Annotated in this window: 13 protein-coding genes; 7 read left to right on the top strand and 6 right to left on the bottom strand. The window is 42.0% G+C overall.

All coding sequences use genetic code 11. The annotated features are described in order from the left end of the window. Positions 1-12: 12 nt before the first annotated feature. A complete protein-coding gene (locus Q0R52_RS12645) occupies positions 13-1,146 on the bottom strand; it encodes an alpha/beta hydrolase-fold protein (protein WP_295795031.1) in 1,134 nt (377 codons plus the stop codon). Between the two features lie 349 nt (positions 1,147-1,495). On the opposite strand from Q0R52_RS12645, the gene Q0R52_RS12640 reads away from it, so the two are divergent. The 3 genes from Q0R52_RS12640 to Q0R52_RS12630 all read left to right on the top strand — a co-directional run bounded on the left by Q0R52_RS12640 (position 1,496) and on the right by Q0R52_RS12630 (position 7,332). Continuing rightward, positions 1,496-4,573: a TonB-dependent receptor gene (locus Q0R52_RS12640; protein ID WP_295795030.1), complete on the top strand. Its 3,078-nt coding sequence runs from the start codon at positions 1,496-1,498 to the stop codon at positions 4,571-4,573. 31 nt (positions 4,574-4,604) lie between these two features. Further along, entirely contained in the window at positions 4,605-6,215 is a 1,611-nt protein-coding gene (locus Q0R52_RS12635; RefSeq protein ID WP_295795029.1) for a RagB/SusD family nutrient uptake outer membrane protein, read from the top strand. A 73-nt stretch (positions 6,216-6,288) separates the two neighbouring features. Continuing rightward, on the top strand, positions 6,289-7,332 hold the full coding sequence (locus Q0R52_RS12630; RefSeq protein ID WP_295795028.1) for a SusE domain-containing protein: 1,044 nt from the start codon (positions 6,289-6,291) through the stop codon (positions 7,330-7,332). 243 nt (positions 7,333-7,575) lie between these two features. Here Q0R52_RS12630 and Q0R52_RS12625 read toward each other — a convergent pair whose 3' ends face one another. Further along, positions 7,576-8,868, bottom strand: coding sequence for a citrate synthase (locus tag Q0R52_RS12625; RefSeq protein WP_295795027.1), 1,293 nt, complete (start codon positions 8,866-8,868; stop codon positions 7,576-7,578). A gap of 152 nt (positions 8,869-9,020) precedes the next feature. Here Q0R52_RS12625 and Q0R52_RS12620 point away from each other — a divergent pair, with 152 nt between their 5' ends. Then, the gene (locus Q0R52_RS12620; RefSeq protein WP_295795026.1) at positions 9,021-12,287 is read left to right on the top strand and encodes a PAS domain S-box protein; all 3,267 of its coding nucleotides are present in this window, start codon (positions 9,021-9,023) and stop codon (positions 12,285-12,287) included. 137 nt (positions 12,288-12,424) lie between these two features. On the opposite strand, the gene Q0R52_RS12615 is transcribed toward Q0R52_RS12620, so the two are convergent. Next, complete coding sequence (locus Q0R52_RS12615; protein ID WP_295795025.1) at positions 12,425-13,672, bottom strand: ABC transporter permease; 1,248 nt, start codon at positions 13,670-13,672, stop codon at positions 12,425-12,427. A 252-nt stretch (positions 13,673-13,924) separates the two neighbouring features. Here Q0R52_RS12615 and queA point away from each other — a divergent pair, with 252 nt between their 5' ends. Both queA and Q0R52_RS12605 read left to right on the top strand, forming a co-directional pair. Further along, on the top strand, positions 13,925-14,974 hold the full coding sequence (queA, locus tag Q0R52_RS12610) for a tRNA preQ1(34) S-adenosylmethionine ribosyltransferase-isomerase QueA (protein ID WP_252791704.1): 1,050 nt from the start codon (positions 13,925-13,927) through the stop codon (positions 14,972-14,974). 106 nt (positions 14,975-15,080) lie between these two features. Further along, positions 15,081-15,764 (top strand): 2-C-methyl-D-erythritol 4-phosphate cytidylyltransferase, encoded by a 684-nt coding sequence (locus Q0R52_RS12605; RefSeq protein WP_295795024.1) that lies wholly within the window; start codon positions 15,081-15,083, stop codon positions 15,762-15,764. A 64-nt stretch (positions 15,765-15,828) separates the two neighbouring features. Here the strand turns inward: Q0R52_RS12605 and Q0R52_RS12600 are convergent, their stop codons facing one another. From Q0R52_RS12600 to Q0R52_RS12590, 3 genes are all read right to left on the bottom strand, one after another. Then, positions 15,829-15,975, bottom strand: coding sequence for a lmo0937 family membrane protein (locus Q0R52_RS12600; RefSeq protein ID WP_252791702.1), 147 nt, complete (start codon positions 15,973-15,975; stop codon positions 15,829-15,831). A gap of 117 nt (positions 15,976-16,092) precedes the next feature. Then, complete coding sequence (locus Q0R52_RS12595; protein ID WP_002996718.1) at positions 16,093-16,314, bottom strand: DUF2795 domain-containing protein; 222 nt, start codon at positions 16,312-16,314, stop codon at positions 16,093-16,095. Between the two features lie 174 nt (positions 16,315-16,488). Further along, a complete protein-coding gene (locus tag Q0R52_RS12590) occupies positions 16,489-17,040 on the bottom strand; it encodes a cob(I)yrinic acid a,c-diamide adenosyltransferase (protein WP_295795023.1) in 552 nt (183 codons plus the stop codon). Positions 17,041-17,238: 198 nt separating this feature from the next. Between Q0R52_RS12590 and Q0R52_RS12585 the strand changes: the two genes are divergently transcribed. After that, positions 17,239-18,222 carry a chitinase gene (locus Q0R52_RS12585; protein ID WP_295795022.1) on the top strand — a complete coding sequence of 328 codons (984 nt, stop codon included), beginning with the start codon at positions 17,239-17,241 and terminating at the stop codon, positions 18,220-18,222. Positions 18,223-18,274: the final 52 nt, after the last annotated feature.

Raw genomic sequence — 18,274 nt, 5'->3', positions numbered from 1 at the left:
ATCTCATAAATCTTAGTTTATCAGCCACTCATAAAACCCCGGAAAATCGCCGTTCCATTGCTTTTCGTTATGGCTGGCTCCTTTTACTATTACTATAGGCGAGTTGGCCTCGTTTGATATTTTACCGCGTATAATAGCCGCCATTTTTTTCATGTCGGCTACCATGGTGTCGCTTTCAGCATCGCCGCAAACAAAGTAAAAACGCGATTTTGATGTCAGTTTTTTTTGTTCAGCATATTTGTAAATGTCCGGCGCTATCCAGAATGCCGGCGAAAATACGCCGGCATTACCAAATACGCTGGGGTATTTTAATGCAGCGTACATTGAGATTAGTCCTCCCATTGAACTGCCCGCTATGGTGGTATTTGCCGCATCTGCTTTTGTCCGATAATTTTTATCAACGTAAGGCTTAAGCGTTTTCACCAAAAACTCAACATAATCACTGCCCCTGCCCTTCCCGTATTTCGAATCATAAGGGTCATATTCGGTTATGCGGTATTCTCCACCGTGGTCAATACCTACAACTATGCACTCTTTTTGGCCGGCAAGCTTATCTAAAATCTCATCAATACCCCACTCGCCATAGCCAGAGGTTGAAGCGTCAAACAAGTTTTGCCCGTCGTGCATATAAATAACGGGGAATTTCTTTTTGGTTGATCGATAATCTGCCGGCAGGTAAATCCAAACCCTGCGCTCGCGGCCAAGTTGTGGTATTTCAAATTTCTCGCTTATAATGTGCACCTGCGCGCTGGCGGTATGGGCTTGCGGTGTTGCAGCAAAATAGTCCTGCCAGTTTTCAATATCCACAACTATGGTGGTATCGTTTACAATTCTAACAGTACGGTTATCGGTAGGCTTACCATCTTTTGTGCACTCTACTGTTTTCCAGTCGCCGCGCGTTACTTTAAAGTGGTAAAGCCCCCTCGGCATGTTCTTAACAATGGCGTATGCCCCATGCCCGTCGGCCCCCATTTCCCAGTCCCTATTTCCTTGGTTCCAGCCGTTAAAATCGCCTGCCAAAAAAAGGTGTTCAGAGGCAGCTTTTAAAGGTGCTAAAATGCCTGTTTTAAAGGTTACTTTTTGCTGCCCAAACAACAAAAAACTTTGGCCAAAAAGCAAAAACGCGCAGAAAATATTTTTTTTCATCGGTAATAAGTGTATGGTTAACAGTTAATTTCCGGGAACGTTCCCGGAAATAGGTTACATATTAGTAAAATTGCCAATTGTGTAATTTTGACACTTTATAAAATTAAAAACTTTGTTTCTCTCAAAATTATGCGTAAAAATTGAAAATTTCTTAAAATAAATAGTATCGTTTTAATGTTTCTTTAAAGTTAAATTCGCTTGAATTAAGGTCATTAAAATTATCTTTTATATAATATTTGCTTTTATTACTTCTAAGTGTAAATTAGGCACATGCTGGTTCAGCAAAAATAACAAACCAATTGTACGCGGCATATTAATGCCCTTTTTTAATTTAAAAACTATTAAGTATATGAGAAAAAATTACTCAAAAAAGTATGTCCTCTTGTGCGCGTTCCTGATGATGTCAGTTATGGCATTTGCGCAATCTGGCGGCATAAAAGGTAAGGTGATTGATGAAACCAATCTTCCCTTGCCAGGATCGTCCGTTAGTATTGACGGAACCACCATGGGTGCCACCACCGATGGTGCAGGTAACTATACCATTACCGGGTTAAAACCAGGTAACTATACCGTTACCGCAAAGTTTTTAGGCTATACTGCATTTCAAAAAACCGTAACAGTAGGCAACTCCGTAGTTACAGTTGATTTCGCTTTAAAACCGCAAAACACCAATTTGAACGAAGTAGTGGTTATCGGATACGGTAGTGCAAAAAGCAAGGACCTTACAGGATCAATTGCCACAGTTACGGCAAAAGATTTCAATACAGGGTCTGTTACCACTCCTGAGCAATTAATACAAGGTAAAGTTGCCGGTGTTTCTATTATATCAAACAGTGGTGCTCCGGGCGCAGGCAGCACAATCCGCATACGTGGCGGTGCTTCGGTTAACGGCAGCAACGACCCTTTGATTGTAATTGACGGCGTTCCGCTAAGTAACGATGGTATTGCAGGTGCGGCTAACCCGCTTGATTTGATCAACCCTAATGATATCGAAAGCTTTTCGATATTGAAAGACGCATCATCTGCTGCTATTTATGGTAACAGGGCATCAAACGGTGTAATATTAATTACCACCAAAAAGGGCCAGGCAGGTAAGCCAATTGTCAACTTTAGCTCCTTATTTTCTGTTTCAAAGTTAACAAAAGAGGCTCCTGTACTTAACCCGGATCAATTTCGCGCTTACATCAAAGCAAATGACAATACTGCCGACAAAAGGTATGTTAATTTGTTAGGTACCGCCAATACCGACTGGCAAAAAGAAATTTACCGTACGGCAATAGGTTCTGATAATAACTTAAGCTTAGCAGGTACTACAGGTAAATTACCTTACCGCGTTTCTGTTGGCTACAGCGACCAGGACGGTATACTAAAAACAACATCATTAAAAAGAACTACAGCAGCTATAAACCTTAGCCCAAGCTTGTTTACCGATCACTTGAAAATCAACTTCAATTTCAAGGGTGCGCAGGTAAAACAAAGGTTTGCTAACGAAGGTGGCATTATAGGTAGCGCTGTAAATTTTAATCCGACTGTTCCGGTACGTTCTGATGATAGCAAATTTTCACGTTATGGCGGTTATTTCCAGCCGCTTGATCCGGACCCAACCAGCGCGAGCGGACTTAAAGCCTTAGCTCCGCTTAACCCCGTTGGCTTATTAGAGCAAAACGATAACGAAAGCAAAGTTTACAGGGCAATTACCAGCCTTGCTTTGGATTATAAATTCCATTTCTTTCCTGATTTGCATGCTAACGTTAACGTATCCTACGACGGCTCCAGAGGTACAGGTTTTGATAAAATACCTGGCGACGCGGCCTCAAATTATTACAGCTACAAAGACCCTGCTACAGGCAAGTACTATAGCGGTAACGACAGCCAGTACAAACAAGTTACAGGAAATAGCTTGTTCGAAGGTTTCTTTAGTTATTTTAAAGATATTAAAAGCATAAAGAGCCATTTCGATGCGGTTGCAGGTTACTCATTCCAGGATTTTAAGAAAACTGACTACGTAAACTTCTATTCGCTGCCGAACAGCAGTTTCTTCTACAGCAGCAAATTTGCCGATGGCACAGTGAATCCTAACTCAGCTTCAAACTATCCGTCCTATACTAACGAATCGCAGCTTACATCGTTATACGGCAGGTTAAACTATAACTATGACCAGAAATACTATTTAACTGCCAGTTTCCGTAGTGATGTTTCAACTAAATTTGCTCCGGGCATTCGTACTGGTAACTTCCCTTCCGTTGCTTTGGCCTGGAAAATTAATAACGAAGATTTCCTGAAGAATAACCAAACGCTTTCAACCCTTAAATTACGCCTTGAATATGGTGTAACCGGTAACCAGGAAGGTATTGGCGACTATGAGTACCTGTCGCAATACAGCTTAAGTAACAGCACTGCACAATACCAGTTTGGTAACCAGTTTTACCAGTTATACCGCCCGGGTGCTTATTTCCCCGGCCGTACCTGGGAACAAACTTCAACAACCAACGCTGGTTTTGATTTTGGTTTCCTTAACGACCGCATAACAGGCTCTGTAGATTACTACTACAGGAAGACCAAAAATTTATTGGTGGTTATCGGGCAACCTGCGGGCACAAACTTCGGTAATACCATTATTGGTAACGTAGGCGATATGACAGACGAAGGCGTTGAATTCTCTATTAATGATAAGATCATTAACAGCCAGAATATTGGCTGGACCGTAGGTTTTAACGTAACTTATAACAAAAACAAAATCACCAACCTTACAACAATAGCTAATCCAAACTATCCGGGTATACAAGTTGGTGGCGTTTCGGGTGGTACAGGTAACTTCATACAAATTGACCAGCCAGGCTATACAAGAAATACTTTCTTTGACTATCAACAGGTGTATGGCGCAAACGGTAAACCAATTGACGGTGTGTTTGTTGACCAAAACGGCGATGGCATCATAAACGATAAAGACCGTTTACATGATCACAGCCCCGACCCTAAAGCATTTTTTGGCTTGAACTCTGATTTCAGGTACCAAAAGTGGAACATAGGTTTTGTTGCACGTGCAAGCCTTGGCAACTATGTATACAACAACGTAGCATCAAGCACAGGCGTACAGCGTAACTTTATAAACCCGTTAACCATTATAAACAACGGTTCGAGCGATGTATTAAACAGCGGTCTAACAGGTAACTCTGCCCAGGACGTATTATCAGATTACTGGATTCAAAATGCCTCTTTCTTCAGGATGGATAACATACATATAGGTTACAATTTCGGCAAGTTGTTTAGCGGCGCCGGTGACCTGAGGATTAGCGGAAACGTTCAAAACGTATTTATCATTACAAAATACAAAGGCGTTGACCCTGAAGTATCAAGCGGTTTGGATAATAATTTTTATCCAAGGCCAAGGATATATTCATTGGGCTTAAACCTGGCATTGAAATAATTTGAGATTGATAATTGTAAACGACATTAATATGAAAAGAAATTCACTAAAGATTTTATTAACTGCGGGCCTGATTGCCAGCAGCTTAATATCGTGCAACAAAAACAAAATTCTTGCACCAAATTACCAGGTAACATCCGAGACGGTGTATAGCACTGCGGCCGGGTACAAACAATCACTGGCAAAGGTTTATGGCAGCTTTGCGCTAACCGGAAATTCCGGGCCGGCAGGTTCTGGTGACATTCAGGGTATTGACGAAGGTACTTCTGACTTTTTCCGCCTGCTATGGTATGCCCAGGAGCTGCCTACAGACGAAGCCGTAATTGGTTGGGGTGACCCAGGTGTTCCGGATTTCCACAACATGAACTGGTCATCAGGCAACGTAATCCTTACCGGTTTATACTACCGCTCAATGTACCAGATTACTTTGGCAAATGATTTTATCCGCCAGTCGACTGACGCGGAGATTTCGAAACGGGGTTTTACAGGTGCTGATGCTGATAACATCCGCCATTTCGCAGCCGAGGCACGTTTTTTACGCGCTTACCAGTACTCTGTGTTGATGGATTTGTTTGCAAACCCTCCGTTTGTAACCGATGCTAATGCTGTAGGTTCAATATTGCCTCCGCAAACAGACCGTAAAACATTATTTACTTACATTGAAAGTGAACTGAAAGCAATTGACCCCTTGTTAGTTGACCCTAAGGCAAACGAATATGGCCGTGCCGATAAAGCTGCTGCTTGGTCACTCCTGGCCCGTATCTACTTAAATGCCGGCGTTTACACAGGCAGCCCACGGTATGCAGATGCTATTACTTATTCGAAAAAAGTGATAGGCGCAGGCTATACACTTATCAATAACTATGATAACCTGATGACTGCCGATAACAACAATAATACTTCTGAGTTTATCTTCACTATTAACTACAATGGTGCGAAAACTCAGGGTTACGGTGGTACAACCTTCATGACGCATGCTTCTGTTGGCGGCTCGATGCCAGCTTCAAGCTTTGGTATAGGTGGTGGCTGGGGCGGTATCCGTACAACAAGCGCTTTAGTTGCCTTGTTCCCGGCTAATACTACAACCTCGTTCCCGAACAACGGCAATCCTGATACCAGGGCAGAATTCTGGACACAAGGACAAACACTTGCTATAAACGACATCACCTCATTTACAGATGGTTATTCGGTTACCAAATTCAGGAACTTAAATGCTAACGGTACCGATGCAAGCAGTAAGGATTTTTCGGACGTGGATATGCCGATCTTCCGTTTGGCTGAACAGTACCTTATTTTTGCCGAAGCAGCAGTTAAAAGTGGCAGCGCTGCTGATCTTCCAACTGCTTTAACCTACGTTAATAACCTGCGCCAGCGTGCTTATGGCAATACCAACGGTAATATCACCAGCGGGCAGCTAACAGCCAACTTTATTTTAGACGAGCGTGCCCGTGAGCTTTTCTGGGAAGGTTTCAGGCGTTCGGACTTAATACGTTACGGCTTGTTTACAACTGCTACTTATGTGTGGCCGTTTAAAGGTGGCGTAAAAAATGGTGCAAGCGTTGGCGATTTCCGCAACTTGTACCCAATACCCGACCAGGACAGGGCAGTTAACCCTAACCTGAAACAAAACGCTGGTTACTAATTATTAAAACAATTTAAAACATATAGTTCAGCCCTCTTTATCAATAAGTGAGTTAAATTAAAAAACATTAAAAATGAAAACAGTTTTAACAAAATTCCTTGCCTTCAGCAGTATAGCCCTGCTGATGCTGGCATCCTGTAAAAAGGATGGCGTCAAGGTAACGGCTACATCCGGCAAACCCGGCGCATTAACTGCTTCGGCAACAACAATTGTATTAACCAGTGCTACCGCTGGTGATAACGCAGTTTCTTTTAGCTATACACCAACCGACTATGGCTTCAAATCTGCGGTTACTTATACCTTACAGATAGCTTTAAAAGGCGCTAATTTTGCAAACAGTAAAGATATTGGTTTAACAGCTAAATCAAAAGCGTACACTGGTGCCGATTTAAATACCATGTTACTTTCCATGGGCCTTATTGCCGGTAACCCTGCACAGTTGGAAACCCGCATTAAATCTGAACTGGCAACAAATGTTCAAACCACTTATTCAAATATTTTGACGTTAACCGTTACGCCGTATTTTGATATCCCTTTTTATGCATCATTGTATGTACCGGGAGCTTACCAGGGATGGTCGCCTGCTACAGCTATGCGTATTTCATCGCCAAGCGATAACAAACTGTACGAAGGCTATGTAAACTATACAGATGCCGGTTCACTGGAATTTAAATATACCAGCGACCCTGACTGGAACCACACCAACTATGGTGATGCGGGCAGCGGAAAATTGAGCACAAGCGGTGGTAACTTATCAGTTCCATCAACTGGCTATTACTTATTAAAAGCAGATTTAACTGGCAGTACATGGTCGGTAACTAAAACCCAATGGGGTATAATAGGCGATGCTACACCAGGCGGCTGGGGTGCAAGTACTGCACTTACTTTTGATTCAGCAACCCAAACCTGGGGCGGCACTATTCATTTAACTGCAGGTGGTTTCTGCAAATTCAGGGCCAACGATGCCTGGGACATTAACCTTGGCGACAACAAGCCTGCCAACGGTATTTTAAAATACGGTGGCGAAAATATTCCGGTTACTGTAACCGGCGACTATAAGGTGACGCTTGATTTAACTCATCCTGCGTTTTACTTCTATAGCCTGATAAAACAATAACAGAGTTGATTGGATTGATTGAAAGGCCCGTTTGGTTAATAACCAGCGGGCTTTTTTAATCTTTATGATTTCACCGATTGCAAGATGATTACGCTGATTAGTAACGAGCGGTATAATCATTTTTATTAATTAGCTTAATCCCAATAGAAAAAGGTCCGCAATTCAATAAATGAACTGCGGACCTTATGTTATTATAGTCAGGCTAAAGCCCTCTTACTATGAACCACCAACTATGAACTCATTCTACCAAGAACGGTTCTTTATATCAACATATTCCTTATTAACCGCACCTACGTAGATCTGGCGCGGGCGGCCGATTGGCTCCTTGTTTTCTTTCATTTCTTTCCACTGTGCAATCCAGCCTGGCAAACGGCCAAGGGCAAACAGTACAGTAAACATATCGGTTGGGAAGCCAAGTGCACGGTAGATAATACCTGAATAAAAATCAACGTTAGGATAAAGCTTGCGCTCAACAAAATATGGATCTTTCAGGGCTACTTCCTCAAGCTTTTTAGCTATTTCCAGCACTTCATCATCAATACCGAGTTTCTCTAAAATATCGTCGCAGGCTTTTTTGATAATTTTAGCGCGAGGGTCGAAGTTTTTGTAAACACGGTGCCCAAATCCCATTAAACGGAAAGGATCGTTTTTATCTTTTGCTTTGGCAATCCATTTATCGGTATCTCCCCCATCCTCTTTTATCTTCTCCAGCATTTCAATTACGGCCTGGTTTGCACCACCATGCAGTGGTCCCCACAATGCAGAAATACCGGCTGAAACAGATGCATAGATATTTGATTCGGACGAACCTACTATACGTACAGTGGAAGTAGAACAATTTTGTTCGTGGTCGGCGTGTAATATCAGCAAGGTGTTCATTGCGCTTACAATTACCGGGTCAATCTCAATTTGCTCGGTACGCTGGCCAAAGGTCATGTACAGGAAATTGGTTACATAATCGTATTTGTTTTGAGGATAAATAAGCGGGTGGCCCAAAGACTTTTTGTATATCCACGAAACTACAGTCGCCATTTTGGCCAGCATCTTGATAATGCTCAAGTGCAGTTCCTGCTCGGTCTGTACCGATTTCAACGACTCCGGGTAAAATGCCGATAGCGCACATACAAGCGAAGACAGTTGCCCCATTGGGTGTGCTTTTGACGGGAAACCATCAAAAAACTTCTTCATATCCTCATGTACCAGCGTGTGGCGGCTTATTTCGTACTGAAAGTTGGCCAATTCCTTTTCCGTCGGCAATTCGCCGTGGATAAGCAGGTAGGCAACCTCAATAAAACTCGATTTTTCGGCAAGCTCTTCTATGGGGTAACCGCGGTATTTGAGTATGCCTTTTTCACCGTCTAAAAAAGTAATAGCGCTTTTTGTTGCGCCTGTGTTTTTGTAGCCGGTATCAAAAGTTACATACCCTGATTGGTCTCTTAATTTCGAAATATCAATTGCTTTTTCGCCTTCGGTGCCTTCTATTACCGGAAGCTCGTAAGTTGTATCGCCAATTTTTAATTGCGCAGTAGCCGACATAGGAAAATATTTATTTGCAACAAATGTAACGAAATCTGCGTATTAATAGCCCTTAAGATAGTTCACAATTGTAAAATTTTCATGCCTGTATTACTTAAGTCTCAAAATTTGATAAACAATCCACTTATTCACAATTAAAAAAACTGGTTAGTATGTCTTTCAAAAGCAGGTTGCTGTTATTTGTTCAAAATGATAATACCATTTATCAGTTACTACTGATTGGATTGTTTATTGCCAGTCCTTCACTCCATTATTTGTGTTTCTACAATTCGTACGATCCACTATGGCTGCGCCTGGTTTGCAGCGGGTTATGCGCGGCGGCCCTGGCATTTTCGTTATACCGGGTTAGGCTTTTTGATACCGTAAGTCAGTACCTGACGATCATTTCATTTTTAACAATTAATAACGGCATATTACTCAGTAAAAATGGCTTCGAACATGTTTACCTGTTCAGCGCTATCACCATTTTTATCGCCCTCACCCTTTTTTGCAAAAAACGCTGGGAGTTCGTAGTCCTATGCTCGGCCAATATAGTTGCTACTATTATAGCTTACATTACCGCGCCTAAATTGTACATATCCGTTACTACGCTGGTGTTGCTGTTACTCACGTTTACCTGTATCGCCCATGTGTCATTCCTGGTAATGATGGCTTATAAGCTAAGATTTAAAAAGGCCCTTGCCCACGTTATCGACCTTAATAAAAGCCTTATAATTAACGACGAAGAGCTGCGTCAGAGCGGTAAAAAGCTTGATGCGCTTATCAACTCGCTAAACGATGTAATTTTTGAGTTTGATGAGGATAAAGTTTGCCTCAATACCTGGTTCAGGCGAATTGAAGGCCGGGTGATTAACCCCGAAACCTGCGTAGGAAAAAGACTGAGCGAGGTTTTGGGTTATGAAAAGGCAAAGAAATTTGACGATGCTTTAGATTATGTTATAAAAACCCATGAGCCAACCTCCGTCACTTATCAAAGCGATTTCGGCACAGGGCAATGGCTGGTTGCCAAAGTAAGCCCTGTTTTTGACAGGACCGGAAAATACACTTCGCGCATATCTGCTTCTGTAAGTGACATATCGGAACAAAAAAAGTATGCCGATGCTTTAAAGGAGAATGAAAACCTGTTGCTCGAGGCACAATCAATAGCCAAAATTGGCAACTGGTATTTCGATGTGGCAACACGCGAAACCCATTTGTCTGAAAGCCTCTACAGCATACTTGAAGTTAAGGGTGTACCAGAAGGAATAGAGAAATTTGATTATTACCTGAGCTTGATCCATCCTGATGACCGCGAAACTGCATATGCTTATTTTACAAACATACAGGATATTGGCAAAGGAGAATTCGAGCACAAAATTATCACGCCTCGTGGTAAACTGAAGTACATAAAGGTATTAAAAGGCGAACTGATAAAAAACAGTGATGGCAGTTTAAAACGTATTATTGGCATTTTGCAGGATATTACCGAAACCCGCCTGTCTGAAAAACGGATTAAGGTAAGCCAGGCCGAATTGGTTGAGGCGCAAATAATTGCCAAAATAGGAAACTGGAACTGGGACATTATTTTAAACAAACTTACCTGGAGCGAAGAGATAAACAACATTTTCGAACTCAAACCGGGCGCGGTTAACGAAAACAGCATCGTAAAGATGTTGGTAAAATATGCCCATCCTAATGACAGGCATATTCTTAAACAGCATTTAAAAGATATTTCGAACATCACCAACACATCGTACGAGTACAGGATAGTTACGCCAAACGGCAATGTGAAATACCTGAGCATTATCGTTGGGAAACTGCTAAGGCGCGATGACGGCTCCGTACGCAAAGTTATTGGCACCATCCAGGATATAACAGACAGAAAACAGGCGGAGATAGATTACCAGCGCACCGAAAATAAATATAAACTGGTACTGGAGACCATTAACCTCCCCGCCGTATCGATAGATAAAAAAGGCATCCTGATTTTTTGCAACAAGCAGATGGCTCATATCCTCGGTTACGACCAAAATGAAATACTAGGGTTAAACTGGCTTGAAAAATTTGTACCGGAAAACCAAAGAGAAACATTGGCCGAATCATTCAGAAATAACAAGTTTGATGCGCAATTTATAAATTCGGTACTGTGCCGCAACGGCGAGGAGCGCATTATCAGCTGGCAGAACACGGTTAGCTATGATGAAAACGGTAAAATAAAAGAAATTACAGGCATTGGCGAAGATATTACCGACCGCCAGAAAGCTACCCAGGCGCTCATCTCGGCCAAAGAGCAGGCCGAAAAATCGTCGCACTTTAAATCGGAATTCCTTTCGATAATGAGCCACGAAATACGGACGCCTATGAATGCAGTAATAGGCACTACCAACCTATTGCTTAGCGAAAACCCGCTGCCTGAGCAACTTGAATACTTAAATATTTTAAAATTCTCCGGCGAGAACCTGCTGGCCATAATTAACGACATTTTAGACTATAACAAAATTGAAGCCGGCAAACTTGAACTGAATGTGCAGCCATTTAGTGTTATAAACCTCGCTCAAAAAATAAAACAATCGTTTTATGCAAGGGCAGCCGAAAAAGATCTTGAAATTGAACTTGGGGTTGACTCAGGCATCCCGGAATATTTAATAGGCGACCAGGTAAGACTTGGGCAGGTAATTAATAACCTGTTAAGCAACGCCATTAAATTCACACACGAGGGCAAAGTAAGCCTGTTGGTTAACAAACAAATGTGTGATGACAAACACATCACCATTAAATTCACTGTAGCTGATACGGGGATTGGTATTGCGCCTGAAAACCTGGCGCTGATATTCGACCCTTTTATGCAGGAATCGCAAAATCATGAAGTTGATTATGGTGGTACGGGGCTGGGGCTTGCTATTACCAAACGTTTAATTGAACTGCATAAAAGCAATATCTCAGTTTTAAGCGAGCCGGGAAAAGGCACTCAATTTGTTTTCGAAATTACATTTAGTATTGCCAGGCAGGTTCAAGCAGTCGACCTTTCAACGCCTGCTACAGCCAATACCGAACGCAACCTGCAGGGCATGCGGGTGCTTGTTGTTGACGATAACAAAATGAATTTGATGATAGCATCTAAGTTCCTTAAAAAATGGCAGGTGCAGGCGGAGGAAGCCATTAGTGGGAAACTGGCTGTCGAGATGGTAAACAACAATTACTACGACCTGATAATAATGGACCTGCAAATGCCCGGAATGGATGGGTTTGAAACTACACGCATAATTCGCCAAACAAATACCTCGACCCCTATCATCGCGCTTACCGCCGATGCGATGCCCGAAACCCATGCCAAGGCCCTCGCTGCAGGTATGTGTAATTATTTAACCAAACCGTTTGTGCCTGATACGCTATATGAAAAGATAGCAGGGCATTACGTGGCCATGGAAGCAGAGGGATGAGACTAGTCCGGAACTCCGAAGTCCGGAAAGTCGGTAAAGAAGCTGCAGCTGGTTGGAAATCGCAAAAATTCGAATAATAATAGTCAATTACTAAAATCCATATTTCGGACTTTACTGACTTTCCGGACTTTTCGGACTTAATTCGACCTTATCGCTTCAACAGGATCCAGCTTGGCCGCAAAATACGCAGGGATAATTCCCGAGAGCATCCCGATAATTATTGAATAAGATATGCCGCGGATAATGTTCTTAATATCGAGTACAATTTGCACGTCGGTACCGGCTTTTACCAACGCAGCTACCGCCAAAACCATCCCGAGCCCAAATAAGCCCCCCATCACGCATAAAACGATAGATTCAATTAAAAACTGAAGTAAAATAAAGTAATTTTTGGAGCCCAATGACTTTTGGATGCCTATAATATTGGTACGTTCCTTAACCGATACGAACATAATATTGGCAATGCCGAAGCCACCAACCAATATTGAAAACAAGCCGATAAAGCCGCCAACCTTGGTTAAAACATTAAACACTATATCCAATTGATTAGAAAGTATGGTGGTTTTATTTAGCGCAAAATTATCTTCATTATTAGGCCCTAAACGTCGGATAGAACGCATTAGTCCCCGCACCTCGCTTTCAACCTCCAAATCGCTTAAGCCATTTTTACCCCGCACAACTATTTGCGGGTTATAGCTTGCGTTTTGCACGTCAATCACGTTTTTGGCAAAATTCAAGGGTAACAAAATTTCCTTGTCGTCCGATATTCCTAAAATATCACTTCCCTCTTTTTTAAATACACCTATTACCGTAACGTTGCGGCCCATTATTTTAAGGGCTTTACCAACGGCTCCTCCGTCGGGAAAAAGATCGGCAGCAATATCATGCCCTATCACCGTAACCGGGCTGCCCGACCGCGATTCCATTTCGGTAAAATAGCGTCCGTCTTCAAAGTCAAAGTTCCAGGTTTTATCATGATCGTGCGATGTGGCATCAATTTGTGCACCCTCCACCGTATGGCTCTGGTATTTTACTATACGGTTGTCTATGCTGATTTCGTACGATACAGCAAGCGCAGTCTGACTGCGTTTTTGCAGTTCGTCAAACTCGCGCAATTTTGGTGTGGGGCGCTGCAGGTATTTCCACCAGGGCGAATCCTCGTTATTTACCCATGGCCATTTTTGTATATAAATACTGTTGCTGCCCAGCTTATTAACACTCTTTTGCAGGTTGTTTTTCAGGGTATCAACCGCCGAAAAAACAAAGATAATCAGGAATATGCCTATGGTAACGCCAACCAGCGACAAGAATGTACGAAGCTTATTTTGCCTCAAGGCATCATAAGCAAACAGAAAGCTTTCCCTAAAGAGTTTTAAAAATATCATTATTTTGTTTTTTGTGATTACACCAATTGCCGCGCAATTACACCGATTATTTACTCTGACTTAACCGGTAGCACCGAGTGATACCAGGGTTTGATGATTTTTAGACGACAGGCAATCATTTAAGTTACATTATTTCAAACTATTATTAACAATTATTTGTATTGATAAGCAATTGGTGTAATCAAATTTACATCCGTGAAATTCCAAATATATTTCGTACATTTGCGCCCTTGAAAATTCACATCTTTTAGCATGAAATTATCTCAATTTAAATTTAACTTGCCCGAATCATTAATTGCCCATACCCCGGCAGGCACGCGCGACGAAGCACGTTTAATGGTATTACACCGCGATTCAGGCAAAATTGAGCACAAAATATTTAAAGACGTACTGGATTATTTTGACGATAAGGATGTAATGATCCTTAACAACACCAAAGTATTCCCGGCACGCATGTACGGTAACAAAGAAAAAACCGGCGCTACTATTGAAGTTTTTTTACTGCGCGAGCTAAATAAAGAACTTCGCCTGTGGGATGTTTTAGTTGATCCTGCCCGTAAAATACGCGTTGGCAACAAACTGTATTTTGGCGATGATGATCTTTTAATTGCCGAGGTTGTTGATAATACCACCTCGCGCGGCCGTACCATCCGCTTTTTATTCGATGGTACCGACGAAGAATTCCGCAAGAATGTGGAAATATTAGGTGAAACTCCGCTGCCAAAATACATTAAACGTAAAGCTACCAGCGAGGATAAAGAGCGTTACCAAACCATTTTTGCAAAACACGAAGGCGCTGTTGCAGCCCCTACTGCCGGTTTGCACTTTAGCCGCGAACTAATGAAACGCCTTGAACTAAAAGGTGTTGAATTTGCCGAAGTTACCCTGCACGTTGGCCTTGGTACTTTCCGCCCGGTTGAGGTTGAAGATCTTACCAAGCACAAAATGGACTCGGAGCAGTTTATTATAGAAGAAAAACAGGCAAATATTGTAAACCGCGGCATCGAACGTAAAAAACAAATTTGTGCTGTTGGTACCACATCAATGCGTGCTATTGAGTCGGCTGTGTCGGCAAATAAAACGCTCAAGCCGGCAAACGACTGGACCAGTAAGTTTATTTTCCCACCGTATGATTTTAGCATTGCCAGTTCAATGATCACCAATTTCCATACGCCCGAATCAACTTTATTGATGATGGTTTGTGCTTTTGGCGGTTATGAAAACGTAATGAATGCCTACGAAGTGGCAGTTAAGGAAAAATATCGTTTTTACAGCTACGGCGATGCCATGCTGATAATTTAATTTCGAAATTCGATTTTCGATTCCGGATTTAAAAAACAAGGCTCCTTTAAAATTTAAAGGGGCTTTTTTATTTTTAATGCAGATTGATTTATAGCTTTGGATGACAATGACGGTAACCCCTAAGTTTTTTGCGATAATAGTTGCCGGCGGCACCGGCACCCGTATGCAGGCCACCGTGCCGAAGCAGTTTTTGCTGCTTGCAGGCAAACCGGTTTTAATGCACACCATCGAAGCTTTTCACTCTTCAGCAGCTAACCCCGCGATTATTTTAGTTCTGTCGGCCGACTATCATACCTATTGGAAAGAGCTATGCGCTGAATATCACTTTAAAGTACCGCATCAATTGATAACAGGCGGCGAAACACGGTTTCATTCAGTAAAAAATGGTCTTGATTTAATAACGGACACAGATGCTGTTATAACCGTGCACGACGCTGTAAGGCCGCTCATTAGCCGCACGATAATTGAAAACACGTATCAATATGCCGCAGAACATGGCAATGCCGTTACGGCCGTTAAAAGCAGGGATTCTGTAAGATTGATAGAAGTAAGTATATCGCGAAGTTTGGTGCGAGATGACGTCTACCTGGTGCAAACACCACAAACATTTCAGTCGGCACAAATAAAAAAGGCTTATGAGCAAGTCTTTGACTCAAAATTTACCGACGATGCGAGTGTAGTTGAAGAAACGGGCGTAAAAATTAATTTATTTGAAGGAAGCCACCAAAACATTAAGATAACCTTTCCGGAAGATATTGCCATTGCAGAAGCGATTTTGAAAAGCCGATAGACCATAGACCATGCTCGATAATGAAATCAAACTACGGTACCGGGTCTATCGACTCTTAGCTAACTTATGCTCTTCTAATAATTCCTAAAAGGACTGCAATAACAGCAATTACTAAAAGAATGTGGATCAGGCCGCCACCATAATTGTTGGCAAATCCCAGTATCCACAAGATTACCAGGACAACGGCGATTAAATAAAGAATACTTCTCATTTTTTGTAAAGTTTTAGTTGATAAATGTTACCGCTCATCAATACCAAAACCCATTCCAAAAAAGAGTAAAAATAAAAAAACCCTGTTTATCAGGGTTTTTTATGAGTTACAGGTGTTTTAGTACTCGTCTTCGTTAAAAAAGAAGTCATCTTTTGTAGGGTAATCAGGCCATATCTCTTCAATATTTTCGTACGGCTCACCATCATCCTCTAATGCCTGTAAGTTTTCAATAACCTCAACAGGTGCTCCGGAACGGATGGCGTAGTCAATCAATTCATCTTTTGTTGCAGGCCAGGGTGCATCTTCAAGGTGTGATGCCAGTTCTAGTGTCCAATACATATTCTATATAATTTATTTTATCGGTAAATTAACATTTTCGCAAAAGTATAATATTTTTTATTCGATTATCAATATTTTTTTTCATTTAGTTGCAGTTAATGGTTAATGGTTCGTAGTTCACAGTAAAAATGACATTTTAAACTTAATAAACCACTCTCTTAATCAACCACTCACCTACTCCCCCCTTGGCATCCATTTATTCTCTGGTATATTATTTTCATGGCCGACTTTGCGGGCAAGTGTAAATAAATAGTCACTCAGGCGATTTAGATAAATGGTCACCTTTTCATCAACAGGACTTTCTTTAGCAAGATGTACGGTAATTCGCTCAGCCCGGCGACATACGCAGCGCGCAATATGGCAATATGATATCGCGTTGCTGCCCCCCGGTAAAATAAAATGCCTTAATTCTGGCAGTTGTTCATTCATAGCGTCCATTTCCTTCTCAAGTAATTCAACGTCCGTCATATAAAGATCGGGTATCACCATCTTTGATTTTTCAGGATCAGCAGCAAGCGATGAGCCTATAGTAAACAACCTGTCCTGTATTTGTTTTAGCACTTGTTTATCGTGAACGGAAATATCCTGGTCGCTTATTAAACCAATATATGAGTTGAGTTCGTCAACAGTTCCGTAGCTTTCAATGCGGATATGATGTTTGGCAACACGCGTACCACCTATTAGTGAGGTAAGGCCTTTGTCGCCGGTTTTTGTATAAATCTTCATATGAAATTTTGAATTTCTAATGTTGGTTGCCGAATTTAGGATTTTGAATCGGGATGCCATCTCATTTCAATTTAAAATTTTTCCACGGCTTTTGGGGGAAACACTATTAGGTTTTAGGCGTTATATAAATTTTATTGTCAATTTTGGCAAAACTGGCGGGCCGATAGCCGCTACATTTTATAATTAAACCATACCATCGTGAAAAAGCCCCTGCTTATTATAATCACCTTTTTATTTGCCGCAACAATATTATCAAGCGTGAAATGCGCCGGACCGGCAGCGCCCCCCAAAGCTGTGGAGCAACCCAAACCTGCCTTAACCAGCTTTTTAAACGAAGCGCAGTTTAATGCCTTGTTCCCCATGCGTGATAAGTTTTACACCTATGCAGCATTTGCAAGGGCAGTAAAAGAAATGGGCAACATATCGGTAAAAATAACCCGGCGGGCGGTATCTGTTTACCAGATTGTGCGTACCGATAAGGCCACCGGCAAAGCTGATGTAGTGCGCCAGGATCCCGATTGGAATGAAGATTGGGCCAAAAAGAAACCAGATAGCAGCTATACCATTAACTACGGAAACTTCTGCGCCGAAAAAGACCTGCAAACCAACAAAAAAGAGCTGGCTGCCTTTTTTGCGAACATAGCGCATGAAACCCGCCACGGCGAAAATGGAACCTATACCGACGGGCTGATGTTTATCCACGAAAACAACACATCATTACCTTATATTTCGGAAAATGATGCCTACCCTGCGGTTGCGGGTAAAAAATACTACGGCCGCGGGCCTTTGCAAATCAGTTACAATGGCAACTACGGCTATGCATCTGACTGTATTTTCGGTGATAAAAAAATATTATTAAACAACCCCGAGCAGGTTGAAACTGATGCGGTGACCGCTTTTAAAACGGCTATTTATTTTTGGATGACACCGCAACCCGCCAGACCATCGGCACATGATGTAATGATTGGCAAATGGCAGCCAAATGCAGCCGATAAAGCTGCAAACCGCGTCCCTGGTTTTGGCATGACGATCAATATTATCAATGGCCCGATTGAATGCAATAAAGGCGAGAACATTTTCAGCATGAACGACCGAATCGCGTTTTACCAGCATTTTTTAAATAGTTTCGGAGTTGATGACACCAATTGCGCTTGCTCATGCGGGAAGATGAAGGCACTTTGAGTTTAGGCCGTTTCAAATAAAATGGAGCCAGCGAAATTCAGCTACGCGCGTC

It is taken from the genome of Mucilaginibacter sp. (genome assembly GCF_025359345.1).
Classification (GTDB): Bacteria; Bacteroidota; Bacteroidia; order Sphingobacteriales; family Sphingobacteriaceae; genus Mucilaginibacter.
The sequence above is the reverse complement of the archived record's forward strand: the minus strand, read 5'-3'. Positions and strand labels throughout refer to the sequence as shown.

What these genes read in the sequence shown, in the direction of transcription:
- Q0R52_RS12645 (WP_295795031.1), bottom strand. Translation starts at nt 1,146, where the DNA reads ATGAAAAAAAATATTTTCTGCGCGTTTTTGCTTTTTGGCCAAAGTTTT.
- Q0R52_RS12640 (WP_295795030.1), top strand. Translation starts at nt 1,496, where the DNA reads ATGAGAAAAAATTACTCAAAAAAGTATGTCCTCTTGTGCGCGTTCCTG.
- Q0R52_RS12635 (WP_295795029.1), top strand. Translation starts at nt 4,605, where the DNA reads ATGAAAAGAAATTCACTAAAGATTTTATTAACTGCGGGCCTGATTGCC.
- Q0R52_RS12630 (WP_295795028.1), top strand. Translation starts at nt 6,289, where the DNA reads ATGAAAACAGTTTTAACAAAATTCCTTGCCTTCAGCAGTATAGCCCTG.
- Q0R52_RS12625 (WP_295795027.1), bottom strand. Translation starts at nt 8,868, where the DNA reads ATGTCGGCTACTGCGCAATTAAAAATTGGCGATACAACTTACGAGCTT.
- Q0R52_RS12620 (WP_295795026.1), top strand. Translation starts at nt 9,021, where the DNA reads ATGTCTTTCAAAAGCAGGTTGCTGTTATTTGTTCAAAATGATAATACC.
- Q0R52_RS12615 (WP_295795025.1), bottom strand. Translation starts at nt 13,672, where the DNA reads ATGATATTTTTAAAACTCTTTAGGGAAAGCTTTCTGTTTGCTTATGAT.
- queA (WP_252791704.1), top strand. Translation starts at nt 13,925, where the DNA reads ATGAAATTATCTCAATTTAAATTTAACTTGCCCGAATCATTAATTGCC.
- Q0R52_RS12605 (WP_295795024.1), top strand. Translation starts at nt 15,081, where the DNA reads ATGACGGTAACCCCTAAGTTTTTTGCGATAATAGTTGCCGGCGGCACC.
- Q0R52_RS12600 (WP_252791702.1), bottom strand. Translation starts at nt 15,975, where the DNA reads ATGAGAAGTATTCTTTATTTAATCGCCGTTGTCCTGGTAATCTTGTGG.
- Q0R52_RS12595 (WP_002996718.1), bottom strand. Translation starts at nt 16,314, where the DNA reads ATGTATTGGACACTAGAACTGGCATCACACCTTGAAGATGCACCCTGG.
- Q0R52_RS12590 (WP_295795023.1), bottom strand. Translation starts at nt 17,040, where the DNA reads ATGAAGATTTATACAAAAACCGGCGACAAAGGCCTTACCTCACTAATA.